The 19544-nt window shown below is 20.6% G+C and carries 16 protein-coding genes and 1 tRNA gene; 9 read left to right on the forward strand and 8 right to left on the reverse strand.

Annotated elements, in window-relative coordinates:
* Window positions 1-604 precede the first annotated feature (604 nt).
* The 5 genes from BUCNMO_RS02160 to aroK form a co-directional block, all read right to left on the reverse strand.
* Window positions 605-1837 carry an acetylornithine/succinyldiaminopimelate transaminase gene (locus tag BUCNMO_RS02160; RefSeq protein WP_158345185.1) on the reverse strand — a complete coding sequence of 411 codons (1233 nt, stop codon included), beginning with the start codon at window positions 1835-1837 and terminating at the stop codon, window positions 605-607.
* Window positions 1838-3000: 1163 nt separating this feature from the next.
* Window positions 3001-3999: a tryptophan--tRNA ligase gene (trpS, locus tag BUCNMO_RS02165; RefSeq protein WP_158345187.1), complete on the reverse strand. Its 999-nt coding sequence runs from the start codon at window positions 3997-3999 to the stop codon at window positions 3001-3003.
* A gap of 230 nt (window positions 4000-4229) precedes the next feature.
* Window positions 4230-4916 carry a ribulose-phosphate 3-epimerase gene (gene rpe / locus BUCNMO_RS02170; RefSeq protein WP_158345189.1) on the reverse strand — a complete coding sequence of 229 codons (687 nt, stop codon included), beginning with the start codon at window positions 4914-4916 and terminating at the stop codon, window positions 4230-4232.
* A 276-nt stretch (window positions 4917-5192) separates the two neighbouring features.
* Window positions 5193-6275 (reverse strand): 3-dehydroquinate synthase, encoded by a 1083-nt coding sequence (gene aroB, locus BUCNMO_RS02175; RefSeq protein WP_158345191.1) that lies wholly within the window; start codon window positions 6273-6275, stop codon window positions 5193-5195.
* Between the two features lie 40 nt (window positions 6276-6315).
* On the reverse strand, window positions 6316-6837 hold the full coding sequence (gene aroK / locus BUCNMO_RS02180) for a shikimate kinase AroK (protein WP_158345193.1): 522 nt from the start codon (window positions 6835-6837) through the stop codon (window positions 6316-6318).
* A gap of 692 nt (window positions 6838-7529) precedes the next feature.
* Here aroK and BUCNMO_RS02185 point away from each other — a divergent pair.
* Window positions 7530-7618, forward strand: a tRNA-Ser gene (locus BUCNMO_RS02185).
* Between the two features lie 523 nt (window positions 7619-8141).
* Here BUCNMO_RS02185 and BUCNMO_RS02190 read toward each other — a convergent pair.
* Complete coding sequence (locus BUCNMO_RS02190; protein ID WP_158345195.1) at window positions 8142-8717, reverse strand: NifU family protein; 576 nt, start codon at window positions 8715-8717, stop codon at window positions 8142-8144.
* Window positions 8718-8879: 162 nt separating this feature from the next.
* On the opposite strand from BUCNMO_RS02190, the gene BUCNMO_RS02195 reads away from it, so the two are divergent.
* Window positions 8880-9665 carry an alpha/beta fold hydrolase gene (locus BUCNMO_RS02195; RefSeq protein WP_158345196.1) on the forward strand — a complete coding sequence of 262 codons (786 nt, stop codon included), beginning with the start codon at window positions 8880-8882 and terminating at the stop codon, window positions 9663-9665.
* A 162-nt stretch (window positions 9666-9827) separates the two neighbouring features.
* On the opposite strand, the gene ssb is transcribed toward BUCNMO_RS02195, so the two are convergent.
* Window positions 9828-10358 carry a single-stranded DNA-binding protein gene (gene ssb, locus BUCNMO_RS02200; RefSeq protein WP_158345198.1) on the reverse strand — a complete coding sequence of 177 codons (531 nt, stop codon included), beginning with the start codon at window positions 10356-10358 and terminating at the stop codon, window positions 9828-9830.
* 1018 nt (window positions 10359-11376) lie between these two features.
* On the opposite strand from ssb, the gene dnaB reads away from it, so the two are divergent.
* From dnaB to hemW, 5 genes are all read left to right on the forward strand, one after another.
* The gene (gene dnaB / locus BUCNMO_RS02205) at window positions 11377-12777 is read left to right on the forward strand and encodes a replicative DNA helicase (protein WP_158345200.1); all 1401 of its coding nucleotides are present in this window, start codon (window positions 11377-11379) and stop codon (window positions 12775-12777) included.
* Window positions 12778-13336: 559 nt separating this feature from the next.
* Window positions 13337-14302 carry a glutathione synthase gene (gene gshB, locus BUCNMO_RS02210; protein WP_158345202.1) on the forward strand — a complete coding sequence of 322 codons (966 nt, stop codon included), beginning with the start codon at window positions 13337-13339 and terminating at the stop codon, window positions 14300-14302.
* Window positions 14303-14760: 458 nt separating this feature from the next.
* On the forward strand, window positions 14761-15168 hold the full coding sequence (ruvX, locus tag BUCNMO_RS02215) for a Holliday junction resolvase RuvX (RefSeq protein WP_158345204.1): 408 nt from the start codon (window positions 14761-14763) through the stop codon (window positions 15166-15168).
* Window positions 15169-15222: 54 nt separating this feature from the next.
* Complete coding sequence (locus tag BUCNMO_RS02220; protein WP_158345206.1) at window positions 15223-15906, forward strand: YggS family pyridoxal phosphate-dependent enzyme; 684 nt, start codon at window positions 15223-15225, stop codon at window positions 15904-15906.
* Between the two features lie 248 nt (window positions 15907-16154).
* Window positions 16155-17291: a radical SAM family heme chaperone HemW gene (gene hemW / locus BUCNMO_RS02225; RefSeq protein ID WP_158345208.1), complete on the forward strand. Its 1137-nt coding sequence runs from the start codon at window positions 16155-16157 to the stop codon at window positions 17289-17291.
* Window positions 17292-17296: 5 nt separating this feature from the next.
* On the opposite strand, the gene trmB is transcribed toward hemW, so the two are convergent.
* Window positions 17297-18025, reverse strand: coding sequence for a tRNA (guanosine(46)-N7)-methyltransferase TrmB (gene trmB / locus BUCNMO_RS02230; RefSeq protein WP_158345210.1), 729 nt, complete (start codon window positions 18023-18025; stop codon window positions 17297-17299).
* 191 nt (window positions 18026-18216) lie between these two features.
* Here trmB and mutY point away from each other — a divergent pair, with 191 nt between their 5' ends.
* Window positions 18217-19296 carry an A/G-specific adenine glycosylase gene (gene mutY / locus BUCNMO_RS02235; RefSeq protein WP_232037628.1) on the forward strand — a complete coding sequence of 360 codons (1080 nt, stop codon included), beginning with the start codon at window positions 18217-18219 and terminating at the stop codon, window positions 19294-19296.
* Between the two features lies 1 nt (window position 19297).
* Window positions 19298-19540 (forward strand): oxidative damage protection protein, encoded by a 243-nt coding sequence (locus BUCNMO_RS02240; protein ID WP_158345212.1) that lies wholly within the window; start codon window positions 19298-19300, stop codon window positions 19538-19540.
* The last annotated feature ends 4 nt before the right edge of the window (window positions 19541-19544 follow it).

Raw genomic sequence — 19544 nt, forward strand, 5'->3', positions numbered from 1 at the left:
AGTTTATTTTTTAAAAAATTTAAAAAAATTAACTTTTTTAAAAAAATATGTAAAACTTTTTAAAAAAATACTTTAACATTATTTCAAACTATATTTATATAAATTTGTAAAATGTGAAGCTTTTTTAAAAAATAATTAATGCTTTGTTTAAAATAGCATGTGTTATTCCTAAAATAAATTTTTTAAATTATTTTCAAAAATCCTTAACATTTTATACTTTGAAAACAATATTTATACAATTTTCTAAAAAAAAATTTAAAAAATAAAAAATTTCATCATTTTATTACTCAATTTGATCTATATATAGAATATATATCATAGGTATTTAAACAACATATTTATTATTAATTTTAAAACAACTATTAAAAATTATTAAAACAACATAAGTTAATATAAATAACTTCATTAAATTTTTTAACATATAAGATGTTAAAATATTTAAAAAAATCAATATGACTATATTATTTCATTGTAATTTATTTTTTAAAACATACATAATATAATTACGTACAATTCGCATTTAAAATATAAAGTAACAAATAAAATAATAACGTTTATAACTATTCAATTACATTATTACAATAATAACTACTATATATAATAATTAAAAATTATCACATAAACGTTTAATTTTTGTAAAAGCTTTTTTTAAATAACTTATTCCTAATTTAATATCATCATAACTAATTATTAAAGAAGGGGCTAATCTAATAACATTAGTACTAGAGCTAAGTACTAATACTCCTTCTTTAATACATATATGTACGATATCAAATATATTTATAGGCAATTCATCAATTAACTCAATACCTATTAATAATCCTTTAATACGTATTTCTTTAAATAAATTTAACTCACAATTTATATTATATAATTTTTCAAAAAACAATTTACTTCTATTATTTACTCCTGATAATACCTTTTTATTATTGATAAAATTTAATACAGATGTTGCCACAGAACAAGCTAATAAATTACCTCCATATGTGCTGCCATGTAAACCAGGTTTAACAATTTCAGAAACTTTCGTATTCGTTAATAAAGCACTAATTGGAAAACCTCCTCCCAAAGATTTTGCTAAAGTCAGCATATCAGGCTTAATATTATATTGCTCATAAGAAAATAAAGTACCAGTTCTACCGATACCTGTTTGAACTTCATCTATTATTAACAATACATTATATTTCTGACACAATTTATATATTTCTTGAATGAATAAAACATCTATAGGAATAACACCTCCTTCTCCTTGTATAGTTTCTAAAATCACAGCGCAAACCGAATCATCTACAATTTTTTTAAAACAATTTAAATTATTGAAAGGTAAGTGAACGATATCTTCAGGAACTGGTCCAAAACAATCAGAATATTTCAGTTTACCCCCTACAGATACAGTAAAAAAAGTCCGACCGTGAAAAGAATTAATAAAAGAAATAATTTTTGTTTTTTTAATTCCATACTTTTTAATAGCATAATAACGTGCTATCTTTAATGCTGCTTCGTTAGCTTCTGCTCCGGAATTAGCAAAGAATACATGTGACGCAAAACTAGCCTCTACTAATTTTTGAGCTAACTTTGTACTAGGTTCGTTAATAAAAATATTACCTGTATGCCATAAATCACCGCTTTGTTTTCTCAAGATTTCGACTAACATAGGATGGCAATGCCCCATAGCAGTAACTGCAATACCTCCAGAAAAATCAATATATTTTTTACCTTGTACATCCCAAATATAACTTCCTAACCCTTTAACAGGAACAATGGATACAGGTTTATATAAAGGCAATATATATTTATCGTATGTTTCTTGTATCAAAGAATTTTTTTTATTCTTCATTTTACAACCTTTTATTCAAAAACATTATAAAGATAATTAAATATAAACTAAAAAAAATTAATAAACTTAAAAAATTAATAAATTTTAAAAAAAACTAAAATTGTAAAAAATAATCTTATCAAATAATCTTTTAATATTATTTGTAAGATAGTTCATTACATTAATGTTTATAAAATAAAATACAAACTAAAAAATAATTAAACGAGAAGACTTTATTATTTATTTTTACTTAAAATAAATAACGTTAAATACTTTTAAAATATATTTATATGATAAAATAAAGAATAAAATTTAATAAATAAATATATTTTAAAAAAATATTTTTTAATAAAAGAAATATTATCTTTTATAAGAATTATTATAAAAAATTTATTCAATGATTTTAACTTTTTTTATAATGATAAAAATTATCGATCATTATTAAAAATATTGTAAAAATAAAATTAAACGTTTGTTTTTTAATAAAATTATATCACCTATTTTAGTGAACATCATATCATTTCAAATTATTTTTATAATATTTATATTTATTTAAATAAAACTATACAAAACATCTTTTCAAGAAATAATAAAAAAATTTTTTATAAAAATTTTATAACTTTATAATAAAAACATGTAAATAAAAAATTATATAAATAACACATATTTTTTAATAATATTCAATTATATTCAAACAATAAATACATTATAAAATAATGTGATTATATACTTAATTTTAATATTTTTTTACATTATATTTAACTCACTATAAATATTAACAAATTAATTTAATAATTGTTATTATAATATTGATTTAATATAAAATAATATGATTAGATATATAAACAATACCTATATTATTAATAATTTAAATTATATAATAAATTTTATAAATATAATGTTTTTATTATTAACTATTACTAAATAATGCGAATTATATTGTATTTTTTTTAAAAACAATATTTATCATACATTTTAACAAATTTATTTAATAAATTTATATCATAATATCTAATAAATTATTTATAAATTCTAATAATATCTAATCACACAAATAATTGTACATATCTAAAAGTTTAATATTATTACTAACCATATAAAACTTATATATTAATTAAAACTTATTATTAAATCTGAGGTTTAATATGATCTATTTATATATTTAAATTAACTAAGTTTTTTAATTAAAAAAATTTTATTACTTCCTGAATTTTTTTAAATGTACTCTGAGCTATTAGGCGTGCTTTGTCTGCTCCTTCTCTAGCTATACTATACAAATAAGTTTCATCTTTACGATACATAAAATAAGATTTTTGTAAATAAGACAATTTGTTAGATATAACGTTTGCTAATAAATTTTTAAAATCACTATATTTTACACCTACGAAATCTTTTTCTAAAACAGAAATTTTAGTATTAGTTAAAATAGAAAAAATGTTTAATAAATTAGAAATTCCTGGTTTATTTTTGTAATCATAAAAAATAGTTGGAGGATTATCAGAATCTGTTTTAGATTTTTGTATCTTTTTTTTCAAAGTGTCTACTTTTTCTAATAAAAAAATACTGTTATCCTTATTAGGATCTGACTTAGACATTTTTTTTGTTGGATTTTGTAAAGAAAAAATTTTCCCTCCCTGTTTAAATATTATTGGAGTTGGAACCTTAAATAAATCACCATATAAAGCATTTAAACGTTTTGCAATATTTCTAGTTAATTCTAAATGTTGTATTTGATCTATTCCAATAGGAACTTTGTCACTTTGATATAATAAAATATCAGAAGCCATCAATATCGGGTAATTAAATAAACCCGCATTGTTACAATAATTAATTGATTTTTTTTTAAATTGAGTCATACGAGACAATTCTCCAAAATAAGTAAAACAACTTAATAACCATTGTAATTGACAATGTTCATATACATGTGATTGAACAAAAACAATACTTTTTTTAGGATTAACCCCACAAGCTAAATACATAGCTAAAGTATCCAAAACAGATTCTTTTAAAGAAAAAATATTTTTATTCACAGTTAAACAATGTAAATCAGCTATGCAATAGAAACATTTATTAACTTTTTGTATAGCAGACCAATGCATTAATGCACCTATATAATTTGCAATAGTTAATTTTCCTGAAGGCTGAATAGCGCTAAAAACAATAGTTTGTTTAAAATCTAACATGTAGATATTTTACCTTCTATAAAAATAAAATTAAGTAATAAAAACTATATTATTATAATATTCGTATTGTTAACATTAATAAATTTTATTTGATAATGTTAATAACAAAACATATATATGAATATATTAAGCAAAATATAAAATTGCAATAATAATTTTCGTATAAAAATTAAAAAACTAACTACGACTTTTATCATTCACAATAAAATTTTATTTTAATCAATTATATATTAATGAATATGTAGATCATGTATTTCACGTAATTTATTTCTAATTTTTTTAATAGTTTTATAATAACTTATGCTTTTAAATATTTCTGATCCAATAACAAACGCATCAGCTCCAGCTATAGCAATGCTTCCTATATTACTAATTTTAATACCCCCATCTACTTCTAATAAAATGTTATACATACTATTATCAATTCGTTTTCTTACCTTTTTAATTTTTTCTAAAATAGAAGGAATAAATAATTGACAACTAAATCCAGGATTAACAGACATTAATAATATAACATCTAATTTGTCCATAACATAATCTAAAATATTTAGTGGAGTTGAAGGATTTAAAGCCAACCCTGCTTTACATCCATAATGCTTAATTAATGCTAGCGTTCTATCAACATGATTTGTTGATTCAGGATGGAATGTAATAAAATTAGCTCCGTTATCTGCAAAAATAGGAATTAAATTATCAACAGGGCTAGTCATCAAATGTACATCTATTTGAACATTTATATTGTAATCTTTAATCGATTTTAAAACCATAGGTCCTATTGTTAAATTAGGCACATAATGATTATCCATAACATCAAAATGAATAATATCCCCTCCAGCCTGTAAAACTTTTGTTATTTCCTCTCCTAATTTCGAGAAATCGGCAGATAAAATTGATGGTAGTATTAAAAATTTTTTCATACATTATTACCAATTTTTGACAGTAGTTTTTAATAACAGATAACAATTGTTGAATAATATAAACAATTTATGTGCAATGTAAATTAATCAACAAACTATTAAAACAATACGCATTAAATTTATATTAAATATAATTAATGCTAATTATATAATTATTCTAAAATTATACTTCTAAAATATTTTTTTATATAAATTAAATATAAAAAATAAATACAACATGTTAATAATTCATTTTTTAGTTTTATTAAAAATAACATTTTATTTATAATACAAATATTACATACATTTAATAATAGCTTGTTCAACTACTTTAGTATTAACTTTTTCAAAAACTGTAGCTTCTCCTATTTTTATTGGTAATACTAATCTTAAATATTCTTCATTAAAAATTTTTTTATCTCTTTTCATTAATAGTACATAAGATTTAACATCCATATTTTTAGGACTTTCTATAGGTAATCCAACATTCTTTATTAAATTTATTATACGATAAACATCATTTATATTCATGTGTCCTAAAACATGTGACGTATATGATGCTATTATTATTCCTACTGCTACAGCTTCTCCATGCAACCATTTATAGTTACTAAAAGATTCAATAGCATGTGCATAAGTATGGCCTAAATTTAATAATACTCTACAACTATTTTCTTTTTCATCTTCCGAAACTATTAAAGATTTTATCTTACAACATTTTTTAATACAATACATAACAGCCCAATAATCCAAACGTAATACATCTTTATAATATTTTTCTAACCAACCAAAGAAATCTAAATCAAACGCTACAGCATATTTGATAACTTCAGATAATCCAGAAATTAATTCTTTTTTTGATAGCGTAGATAAAAATTTTATATCAATAATAACTTTGCTTGGTTGCCAAAAAGTACCTATCATATTTTTAGCTAAAACATGATTTACAGCTGTCTTACCTCCTATTGAAGCATCCACTTGTGCTAATAAAGTTGTAGGAATTTGAATATAATTAATTCCTCTTTGATAAACAGACGCTGCAAAACCTGTTAAATCACCAATAACTCCCCCACCTAATCCAATTAATTTACAATTTCTATTATAATGACACCTTAATAATTCGGTAATAATAATATCTAATGATTTTAATGTTTTATACTGTTCTCCATCAGGTAAAATAACTTGATTAGTTTGGACTCCTAAATTTTCTAAATGGCTTACTACTTTATTACTCCAAATGTTAGCTATATTTTCATTAGTAACTAACATTACTTTATCACCTGGCTTAAAAGGATAAATCATACTATTTTTTTTAAATAAAGAATAACCTATTTTGACAAAATAAGTTCTTGTATTTAAAGGTACTTGTAATACTGTCATATAATATTATCCCTTAAATATTTTTTTATTAAATTAACATTTAATATTTTTCTAATATATTAATAATGTATTGAGCTACTATTTTAGGACTTTTAGTATCTGTTTGAACTATAAAATCAGCAATTTTTTTATATAATGGATTTCTTTTTAAAGCTAAACTCTCTAAAAAAATTTTATTGGATATATTTTCTTGTAATAATGGTCTTGTTTTATCTTTTTTAGTACGCATTAGTTGTTTTTCTACAGTAGTTTGTAAATAAACAACAATTCCTCTAGACGAAAGTTTATTTCTATTTATCTCAGATAATATCGAACCTCCTCCTGTAGCTAATACAATCCCTTGTTTATTTGTTAAATCTTCAAGAATTTTTTCTTCTCGATATCTAAATTTTGTTTCACCTTCTACATCAAAAATCCAACTTATATCAACTCCCGCACGTCGTTCAATTTCTTGATCAGAATCATAGAAATCCATACGTAATTTTTGAGCTATATGTCGTCCTATAGTACTTTTACCAGCCCCCATAGGGCCGACTAAAAAAATATTTCTGTGTTCTGCCATTTTTTTTATTAATAATAATTTGTTATTGTTAAATAAAATCCAATAATTAATTTATTGGTAGTAATTTTTAATTTTCTTAAATACATAAATACACATATGTTGTAGTATAAATATACTTAATATGACCTATAATAAGAAATATAAATCTGTAAAATAATTTATTAATATTCATCCTATGATACATAGAATTATTAAAAAATGTTAATTATCCATTTATTATATCTGTTACTTCAAAAAAATGTAAACAATAGTTTCTAAAAATTATATTATCTCTAGTATTATGAGTATACCAAAAATTACAAATACTATTAATAAATAGTAATATATTGTTACCCATTTAAACAATATATTTTTTGTTTTTAAAAATATTATTTTTTTTAATAAATACAATGTATGTATTCAATATATTATTACAAAAAAATTCACAATACCAAAAATTTTCAATATTAATTTTATACGTAAATTAAAAAAAATAATTACATCTCTACTAAAATAAATATACTTATAAAGTAAATCTACTATATATAAAAATACTTAAATTTGATATAATACACATTAGAAATAATTAAATTATACTTAAATCACTAATAACAAATTTTTAAATAAAATTTACATACAAGATGTGATTGTTTTACCGTAACATTAATTATTTTAAAAAAAAATATTTTGAATTTATCCAAGCGTTAAAAAAAGGTGAGATGTCCGAGAGGCTTAAGGAGCACGCCTGGAAAGTGTGTATACGTTATAATTCGTATCAAGGGTTCGAATCCCTTTCTCACCATTAAAAATATATTTAATCACTTACATATTAAAAATATAAGTAATATTTTATAACTAAAATAATTTTTTACATTGTTTTAATAATAAAATTTTTTTATAATAAAATTATCTTTTATATACTTAAAACTTATTTCAAAAACGTTTGATATAAAATATAAATATTCAATTAAAATTAAATTAATTACTATTTATAGTATAAAAAATACATATAATATAATATAATATGTATATCTAACAAAAATTAGAATAAATAATTTTAAGTGTTATATAACTAATTATTTATTAACCGCTCTTTTTAAGAAATATTATAAAAAAATTTAAATGTTTTAAATAGAAAATATTTTTTTATAATTATAAAAAACATATATACGTAATATTAAAGAATTTAAAAATATAAAAAATATGTTTTAATAACAAATTAAAAACATAAATAATATTAAATTAAATAATAACATTATTTTTTATAAATGAGATCACATTAAATAATACTATTTTTATAACATGTAATAAATTATTTAATAATGTTAATAATAAGAATGTCGTCCATATTCATGTTTAGTAATATCTTTAACTTCTGACAATTCACTAAAATTTAGCAACAACTGTTTTTCTATTCCTTCTTTAAAAGTCTGACTAGACATAGAACATCCATTACATCCTCCATGAAATTTTAAACGTGCACAACCCTCTTTTGTAATCTCAATTAAAACAACTTTACCTCCATGTTTAGATAATTCTACATTAATTTTAGATTGTATAAAATATTCAACTCTATCATTTAAACTAGATTGTTTTGTAGGAGGTTTTAATTTTACATAAGGTGCTTTAAGAAGTAATTCATATTGAGTATTATTATAAACTAAATCAATACTAGAATCTTTCAAATATTTAGCAATTTTGCAATTAATAAATATATTAAAATTTGTGAACTGCAATTGAATATCATCATTCGTAAGCTCTTTATCAGAACAATATGTTAAACCACAATCAGCATAATATGTTCCAGGATTTAAAACAAAAATTCTAATATTAGTACCTTTTTTTTCCTTTTTTAACAAATTACTAAGATAATTTTCTGCTTTATTAGATATTATTAACATGATACACTTTCGCAAATAGAATATTTTATTAATTTTAACATAATTAAAAAAATAAAAAACTTAATAATTTAAGATTGTTCTTTATTTTAAAGACAATAAATAATATTAAAGTCTTTTTAAAATAATAAAACATATATAATAATATTTAATATTACAAAATTTATGAAAACTTTTCGTTGGGATATAAGAGGTCAAGGGAAAATTAATATAGTATTATTACATGGATGGGGGATAAACTATAATATTTGGGATGCAATTATTAATACACTTTCTTCAAAATTTAAATGTTACATAATAGATTTGCCTGGATTTGGAAAAAATATAAATTATCCTTTTATGAATATTAAAAAATTAACAAATATGTTAATATCAAAATTACCTAAAAATTCTATTTGGTTAGGTTGGTCTATGGGGGCACTAATTATAAACTATATGAATATAAAATTTGAGAAAAATATACATGCTATAATTAATATATGTTATTCACCATGTTTTATACAAAAAAATGATTGGGTAGGAATTCCAATTAATATTCTTCAAAATTTTTTTAATCAAATTAAACATAATTATTATAAAACAATATCTCAATTCTTAAAGTCACAAGTACCAATAAATAAATTTTTAAATAACAATTTTATTTTAAATAATATAATTAAAAATTTATTAATACAACCTAAACCTTCTATTTTTACACTTGAAAAATATTTAAATATAATTATTAATATTGATTTAAGAAAATATTTATCAAAATTTACTACTCCCTCGTTAAGTTTATATGGAGAATTAGATATGTTAGTACAGCACCGTATAACAAAAAATATTAACAAATTATACCCAAAAAACTATTCATACATTATTAAAAAATCAGGTCATATACCGTTTATTTCACATCCTGAAGCCACTGTTCAAAAAATGTTATTATTTATAAAAAATGTTATAAAAAATTAATATTGCAAAAAAAAATATTTAAAATACACATTAATAACAAAATACACTTTAAACCGTTACATATATAATACACTATATTCAATCTAGCACTTAAATAATGTTTATAAAAAGTTATTTATAAAAATTTATATAAAATTTTTATATATAATATTCTATTTTACTTTAAAAGGGTATTTCGTCATCAAATTCTGATTCTATATCACTGCTTCTAGAAAGATCTTTTTTTAAATAATGATGTTGATCTGTATTAATCGATACTTTATTTCTGTTTGTTTTCTTTGTTTGATTGCTAGCAGAAGCATTTGCAGAAGAATCTGATAATTTAGATGCAGAAGCACTGGCAACTCGAGTACCAAGCATTTGCATTGTTCCACCAATGTTTACAACAATTTCTGTAATGTAACGTTCTACACCATTTTGATCTTGCCATTTCCTAGTTTGTAAAGAACCTTCTATATATACTTGAGAACCTTTATGTAAATATTCTTTTGCAATTTCTGCTAATTTACTAAATATTACCACTCGATGCCACTCTGTTCTTTCTTTCATTTCACCTGTATTTTTATCTTTCCAAAATTCTGAGGTAGCTAAATTAATATTAGTAACTGCACTACCATTCGGCATATAACGAATTTCTGGATCTTGTCCTAAATGACCAATTATAATAACTTTGTTAACACCTCTACTAGCCATACTAAATAATCCTCTAATGTTCTCAAATAAATTTACACAAAAAAATATTATTTCAAAATTATTTAAAAAATTATATTTAAAAAATTTAATTTAATTATATAAACCACTTTTAAAAAAATATTGTAGACGCAATATATAAGAAATCTAACTACACTATTTTATATATCTATATATTTATATATTTATATATTATAGTTATAATAATCATATTTTTTATACTTTAAACAAAAAAAATTACATATCAAATATATGACTTAATTGTTGTATTATAATTCATTTTATAAATATAGGCAATTTTTTAATAACTACTCACATATTTTTTAAAATAAATTCATTGTTTAATTAAATATTAAAATAGTAATATTTTTAATAAAATGTTTTTTTATAAATTTCTTTTAAAGATATCATTTAAATAACATTTAAACAATTTGTTTATAATAATATTATAATAAAAAAAGTAACAATTAATATACTTATTAATAACAAATACTAATTTTAGTTATATAATTAAAAAACTTAAAAAAAATTATTATATACTATCCACTATATTTTTAAATATTAAAAAAATGAATTGAAATGTAAACATATTATTACTCATATTATTAACATTAAATAATGTTTATTAATTTTAATAATATTAGAAACATATTAAAAATTAAAATTTGTATATTATATTGCTATATATATAAAACTCTTAAATACATATCAAATATATATCTATTTGAAACTTTTAAAAAAACTAAAACTTAGTTTTTATATTACGTAAGATTTAATTAACATTATTTTCAAATAAAAAACACTTAGCATTATCCTAATATAGGATATTTTTTTTAAAAAAAAATGTTTTTTACTAACAATGATATCTTATTTTTTAAATAAAAATGTAATTTAATCATATTAATACATCATTTTAAAAAGTAATTTAATATTTAAGAACATCGATAAAATACATTCCAATCTTATTCTATATTAATATTTAACTTAACAGATACCTATAATTTTTGGTATGTTATAACACATGGACAAAAAAAAAATATCTAAAAAAAAATATAATAATCATACATACGGATTTAAAATACTTCCACATTCTTTAGAAGCTGAACAATCTGTTTTAGGAGGATTAATGCTTGACAACGAACGTTGGGATACTGTTTCAGAACGTATAGTAGCTGATGATTTCTTTAATCAACAACACCAAATCATATTTAAAGAAATGCAACATTTATTAGATTTAGGACGACCTATTGATTTAATAACTCTTTCGGAATCTCTTGAACATAATGGAAAATTAGAAAAAGTAGGTCACTTTTCCTATTTAGCAGAACTATCTAAAAACACACCTAGTACAGCTAATATCACTGCATATGCTGACATAGTAAGAGAACGAGCTATGGTCAGAGAAATTATTACCGTAGGTAACAACATAGTTAATGAAGGATATAATTTACAAGGAAAAAAAAGTGAAGATTTATTAGATTATGCTGAATCTAATGTTTTTAAAATCGCAGAAAAAAGACTAAAAAAAGATTCTGGACCAAAAAATATAGAACAAATTTTAGATGCTACTATTACTAATATTGAAAAACTTTTCAAAAATCCTATTAACGGAGTAACTGGAATTAATACAGGATATCAAGATCTTAATAAAAAAACCGCTGGACTACAACGATCAGAATTAATTATTATAGCTGCTAGACCATCTATGGGAAAAACTACCTTTGCAATGAATTTATGTGAAAATATAGCTATGATTTATAATAAACCGGTATTAATTTTTAGTTTAGAGATGCCAGTTGAACAAATAATGATACGTATGTTAGCTTCATTATCTAGAGTAAATCAAACACATATTCGAACAGGACAACTTAACGATGAAGATTGGTCTAGAATATCTGGAACTATAAACATTTTATTAAAGAAAAAAAATATTTATATTGACGATTCATCAGGATTAACTCCTGGAGAAGTACGTTCTAGAGCTAGAAAAATTTATCGAGAAAATAAAGGGTTAAGCTTAATTATGATAGACTATTTACAATTAATGAGAGTTCCATACTTATCAGAAAACAGAACATTAGAAATAGCAGAAATTTCACGTACTTTAAAATCTTTAGCAAAAGAATTACAAGTACCTATAATTGCATTATCACAATTAAATCGTGCATTAGAACAACGTTCGGACAAACGACCTGTAAATTCAGATTTAAGAGAATCTGGTTCTTTAGAGCAAGATGCTGACCTAATAATGTTTATTTACCGTGATGAAGTTTATCATGAAGATAGTGACTTAAAAGGAATAGCTGAAATTATTATAGGTAAACATAGAAATGGTCCTATAGGCACTATTCGATTAACATTTAATGGACATTGGTCTAGATTCGATAATTATGCAGGCCAATACTCTGAAAAAAGTACATAAAAAAATTTTTTATTAAAATGATCATATTTAATAAAAAATGATTTTTTATTTTTGTAAATGATTTACTTCTTTTACATTAATAATATTTAAAATAAAATAAACAATTGTATATTTAATATACTATTTTTATAAATATTATTTATCCATAATTATTTAACGTATTTTTAAATAAGCACACCACACATTTTTAAAACATATTTTATCATTCTAACAAATACATATATGTAATAAAATTACAAATATATATAGTTTATATATAATTTATGAGTATCTAAAAAAATGTTTATATTAGATACAATAACTATTGAAAAACAATTTAAATACATACTTAAATTAAACGTTTTAATTGTTTATAATACTATTTAATATAAATTAAATAGTATTATAAACATAAAAATCATTTTAAAAAAATTTGTTTAATTTAAATATTTTTTATTTATATAACAAATATCATCAATATTAATTGTTGAAAATATATTTTAAAAATGCAAAAATACATCTAAAACAATTTTTAAAAAAAATTAAACACTATCAAAACAATAATATGTAAATATAAATTATGAACATTAAATTAGGTGTAATAATGGATCCTATTAATACAATTAATAAAGAAAAGGATTCAACAATTGCTGTTTTAATAGCAGCACAAGAAAGAAATTATCAAATTTACTATATAAAAATAAATGATTTATACCTGTATTCAGGAAAGTCTTACGCAACTACTAAACGGATTACCTTTTTCAAAAATTGTCAACAATGGTTTTCATTGAATAAGCAACAAGAAATTCCATTATCTTTTTTAGATGTTATTTTGATTAGAAAAAATCCTCCATTTGATTTAACATTTCTTTACGCTACGCAAATACTTGAATTTGCTGAGAAACAAGAAAATGTACTAATGATTAATAAACCTAAAAGTTTGAGGGATTGTAATGAAAAAATATTTGCAAGTTATTTTACAAAAATTATTCCAAATACTTTAATTACAAATAAAACATTACAAATTAAAAATTTTTACAAAAAATATAAGGATATTATCTTTAAACCATTAGATGGAATGGGAGGATCTTCTATTTTTCGTGTTAAGCCCAATGATCCTAATTTTTCTGTAATTATAGAAACAATGACTAAAAATAATACTTCATACTGTATGGTACAATCTTATATACCAGATATAAAAAATGGAGATAAAAGAATATTAATTCTACATGGTCATCCTATTCCATATTGTTTAGCTAGAATACCTCAAAATAATGAAACTAGAGGTAATTTAGCCGCAGGAGGAAAGGCCCGACCTCAACAATTAGATGAAAATGATTATAAAATATCTAATATAATTTCGCCTATATTACAAAAAAAAGGTTTATTATTTGTAGGAATAGATGTTATAGGTAAAAAACTTACAGAAATTAATGTAACAAGTCCTACCGGAATTTGCGAAATAGAAAAGTTTTTTTCTATTTCAATCACTAAAATTTTTCTAAAAGGAATTGAAAAATTACTAAAAAAAAATAAAATTAACTAAATAAATTATAATATAAATGATATATTCTATATACAATAAATATATACAAATAACATCTAACAATTAGTACAAAAATATTACTAATATTTATACAAAACTATTATCATTAATAATTGTGTTATTTATAAAATTTATTACTACTAATAATATTTAATATTATTAAAATTTACTTCATGTATTTTTATATAAAAAAATTAATTTAGTACATATTAAAATAATATTTTATTTATATTTTTAATATCTTAAAAATAACGACAATGTTTCAAATAAAAAATATATAAAAAATAATATTTTTATAAGTTTAATTAATAATTAACCTTAATTAAAGTACAAATTAATTGCAATGAATATTGCAAAAAAACTTAATTATATTTATCTATTTTATAAAATTAAAAATTAACATCATCATGTTAATATACATAAATACATAAAAATTTTTAAATATTGGACATATAATAATGCTATATTTATCTTTTGATTTTGGAATAAAAAATATTGGTGCGGCTATTGGACAAAATATTACTAATACAGCTAATATTTTACAATCAATAAAATCTATAAATAAGGTTCCTAATTGGACTATTATTGAAAATATGTTATTAGAATGGAAACCATCTATAATAGTTGTTGGATATCCTTTAAATATTGATGGAACTAAGCAAAAAATTACAAAAAAAGTAGAAGAATTTGCTAACATAATATATACACAATTTAATATCCCTGTTAATCTTCATGACGAAAGATTAACTACAGTTGAAGCAAGAAATATAATATTTAAAAAATATGGATATAAAAAATTAACTAAGAATAATATAGATTCTTTTTCTGCATTAATAATATTAGAAAGTTGGCTATCATCTTTTTAACAACATTATTTTTAAAAAAATACAATTTTTTTCTAATTAATAAAGATAACTTTAATGAATAATATACAAAAAAATTTAATTAACTTACAAAATAAAATTATTAAAATAACAAATAAAATACATAGAAAATCACAAGATATTAAATTAATAGTAGTTAGTAAAAATCAATCTATTAATAATATTAAAAAAATCGCTTCTTTAGGAATATTCAGATTTGGGGAAAATTATATTCAAGAAAGTATTCAAAAAATTCAAAATATACAAAAAAAATTAGAATGGCATTTTATTGGGAAAATTCAATCTAATAAAATTAAATATATAGCTCAATTATTTCATTGGTGCCACTCTATAGAAAATACTAAAACAGCATTGTTATTAAATAACAAAATAAATAAAAATGCACCCCCTTTAAACGTTTTAATACAACTTAACGTTAATAAAGAACTAACTAAACAAGGCATAACACTTAATAATTTATTTATATTATCAAAATATATTTCTCAATTATCAAATTTAAAATTAAGAGGTATTATGGCGTTACCTATATTTACAAATAATTATAATAAACAATTACAACATCATGCTCAAGTATACACTGTTTTTGCAAAATTAAAAAAAATATATCCTAGTATAGATACATTATCTTTAGGCACTTCTCATGATATGAAATCTGCAATAATTTCTGGAAGTACTATGATAAGAATAGGTACACAAATATTTAATCCTAAAAATTACTAATTTAACAATATTAAAATAAAATATACACTTTTAAAAATATAATTTTAAATACCAAATAACTAAATAATATTTAATAAACAAACTCAGTATGAAAATAACATTTTTAATAATTAAACTATATAATAATATAATTAAACAACTTTTATTCTTTTAAGAACATAAATTATTAACAAAAAAAATTGTACAATTAATAACCACTATTATTTTAAACAACCTTTATAAACCCATAAAATACAGTTATTGTTTATATGAAAAATAATACATTACCATTAAGCTTATATATTCATATTCCTTGGTGTATTAAAAAATGCTTTTATTGTGATTTTCATTCTTTTGTTAAAAAAGATACTATCAATGAAAAAAAATATATTAATCACTTGTTAAAAGATTTATCAAACGATATCAAATATATTCAATTAAGAACAATTCATAGTATTTTCATAGGTGGAGGAACTCCAAGCTTATTTAGCAGTCATTCTATAAATTTCCTTATTCAAGAAATAAAAAAAAGAATACCAACAAATAGCCAACTCGAAATTACTATTGAATCTAACCCAAATTCTTTTGAAAGTAATAATTTTTATAAATATAAAAAAATAGGTATTAATAGATTATCTATAGGTGTACAAACATTTAATATGCAACAATTACAATTATTAGGCAGAACATATTCTTCTAAAGAAGCAAATAAAATAATACATTTTGCTAATAAATTACACTTTAAATGTATTAATCTTGATTTAATGCATTGTTTACCTAATCAATCTGTACAGCAAGCATTAAAAGATTTAATTCAAATTACAACTATTTGTCAACCACAACATATTTCATGGTATCAATTATCTATTGAAAAAAATACTTTTTTTTATTCTAAAAATCTTAATTTACCAAATGAAAATACTATATTTAATATTATAAATTATGGTGAAAAAATTTTAAAAAAATATGGTTATTATAAATATGAAATATCTTCCTATTCAAAAATAGGATATCAATGCCAACATAATCTTAACTACTGGAGATTTGGGGATTACATAGGGATAGGCTGCGGAGCACATGGAAAAATTACAACAAAACAAGGGGAAATTATTAGAACAGTAAAAAGCAAAAAAATTACAGATTTTATTAATGGTAAATATTTACATAATCTACAAAAAATTAAAAAAAATGAGCAAGCTTTAGAGTTTTTTATGAATAGATTTAGATTAATTGAACCTACTCCAAAAAAAGATCTATATAAATACACTCAATTAACCGAACAAACTATACAACCTAAAATACAACAAGCAATATCAGAAGGATTTTTAAAAGAAACCAAAAAGTATTGGGAAACTACTTCAAAAGGTAAAAATTTTCTAAATTCACTATTAGAAATTTTTATTTGAAATATTCACTTTTTTAAAAATATTAAATCGATAATACTTCGACCTAGTAATAATCCTTTTTTTTCAAAATTAGTAATTTCATCAGGTTTTTTTTCAATAGTAACATATTCTGACAAATATACCTGATATAAACAATCTATATAACTAATATTACTAACAATATCATAAGCATATGGTTTCCAATCTGTTTTAATATATATTGCTCCACCTCGTATCAATTTATTACTTAACAAATATATAAAATTTTGTGTTAATAGTCTTCTTTTATAATGTTTTTTTTTATGCCACGGATCGGGAAAAAAAATAAATATTTTAGATATACTATTATCTGGAATCATATATCGTAATACTTCAACAGCATCATGATATATTATTTTTAAATTAAATATATTAAATAAACTAATTTGATTTACACAATAATATATCCCAGGGAGATAAACTTCTATTCCTAAAAAATTAATGTTTATGTTTTTTTTTACCATATTTATTAAAAAATGACCATTCCCAAATCCAATATCTATCATTAATGGAGATTTTTTACTAAAAATTGTTTCTATATTTAAAATATCTTTTTGAAAATCAATACCTACATAAGGCCAATAATAATTAATTATATTTATTTTACTTTTACTTAATTTTTTTTGTCTTATAATAAAACTGCGATTTTTCCTTATAAAAATACCATTTTCGTTATAATGGGGAGATATTATATTTTTTTTAAAAGTGAAATTCATGATTATCTTAAATTCTATCTAATTGTTTAAGTATATATATTTTTTAAAAAAAATTTTACACAAAAAATATAAAATGTTTATAAAATATAGTATATAATATAATATAATTAAACATGATAATTATCAAATTAACATTAATCAACATTTTATACACATAATATTAAAAATAATGTAAATATTTTTTTTTAAAAATGATTATAAAAACTCCATTTTCTAACCTTATTATAAACTGGTATCACATATACGGAAGAAAAAATTTGCCATGGAAAAAACATAAACACATATATCTTGTTTGGATATCTGAAATTATGTTACAACAAACACAAGTAAATACAGTTATTCCATATTATATAAAATTTATAAAAAAATTTCCAAACATAAAATGTTTAGCAAATGCTTCATTAAACGAAATTTTGTCTATCTGGTCTGGTTTAGGTTATTATAAAAGAGCACATAATATTTACAAAACAATACAATTAATAAAAAAAGAAAAAAATTACTATTTTCCAGAAAGTTTTGAAGAATTAATAAAATTACCAGGTATTGGGAAAACAACAGCAGGATCAATTTTATCTTTTTCTAAAGGATATTATTTTTCAATATTAGATACTAATATTAAAAGAATATTAGTACGTTTTTATTATTTAAAACCTCAAACATCAATTTATACATTAGAAAAATACTTATGGAATATTATAAACTTAATAACACCTATATACAACACAGATAAATTTAACCAAGGTATTTTAGATGTAGGATCTACAATATGTACTCATAAAAATCCAAAGTGTATTATTTGCCCTTTAAAAAAATATTGTATTGCTTATAGTATAAACGATATTAATTATTCTTTATTATATAATAAGAAAAAAAAAATTAAGAATAAAAAAAGTTGGTTTATAATAATAAACTGTAAAAATCACGTTTGGTTAGAACAGCGCAAATTACAAAAAATTTGGAATGGTTTATTTTGTTTTCCAGAATTTTTTTCTTTTAAAAAAGCATGTCAATGGCTTAAAAAATATCAAATATACAATAGAAATTTAACACAAAATAAAGTTTACAAAAATTATAAAATTAGTAATATAAAACTAGATATAGCTTTGTTAATCATTAATGTAAATTATAAAATAAATTTTTATACTAAAAATCCAAATTTTTGGTTTAATATACTTAAAATATCAAATATTTCTGTAGGTATGCCTACATTTACAAAATTATTACTCCAACAATTTACAAAAAATCACACACATTTTAATAAAGGCTTATAAAATGAAAAAAAAAATTTTTTGCACTTTTTTAAAAAAATATGCTAATAAACAAAGTTTTCAAATATATCCAGGAAAAATTGGAAAACGTATTTATAATGAAATATCACAAAAAGCATGGGACAAATGGATGATACAGCAAACTATGATAATCAATGAAAAAAAATTAAACATGACAAATATAAATGATCAAAAAGAAATAAAAAAAAATATGATAAATTTCCTATTTAACAAAGAAAACATATAAAGAA

This window comes from Buchnera aphidicola (Nipponaphis monzeni) (genome assembly GCF_006741185.1).
GTDB classification, from domain to species: domain Bacteria; phylum Pseudomonadota; class Gammaproteobacteria; order Enterobacterales; family Enterobacteriaceae; genus Buchnera_H; species Buchnera_H aphidicola_T.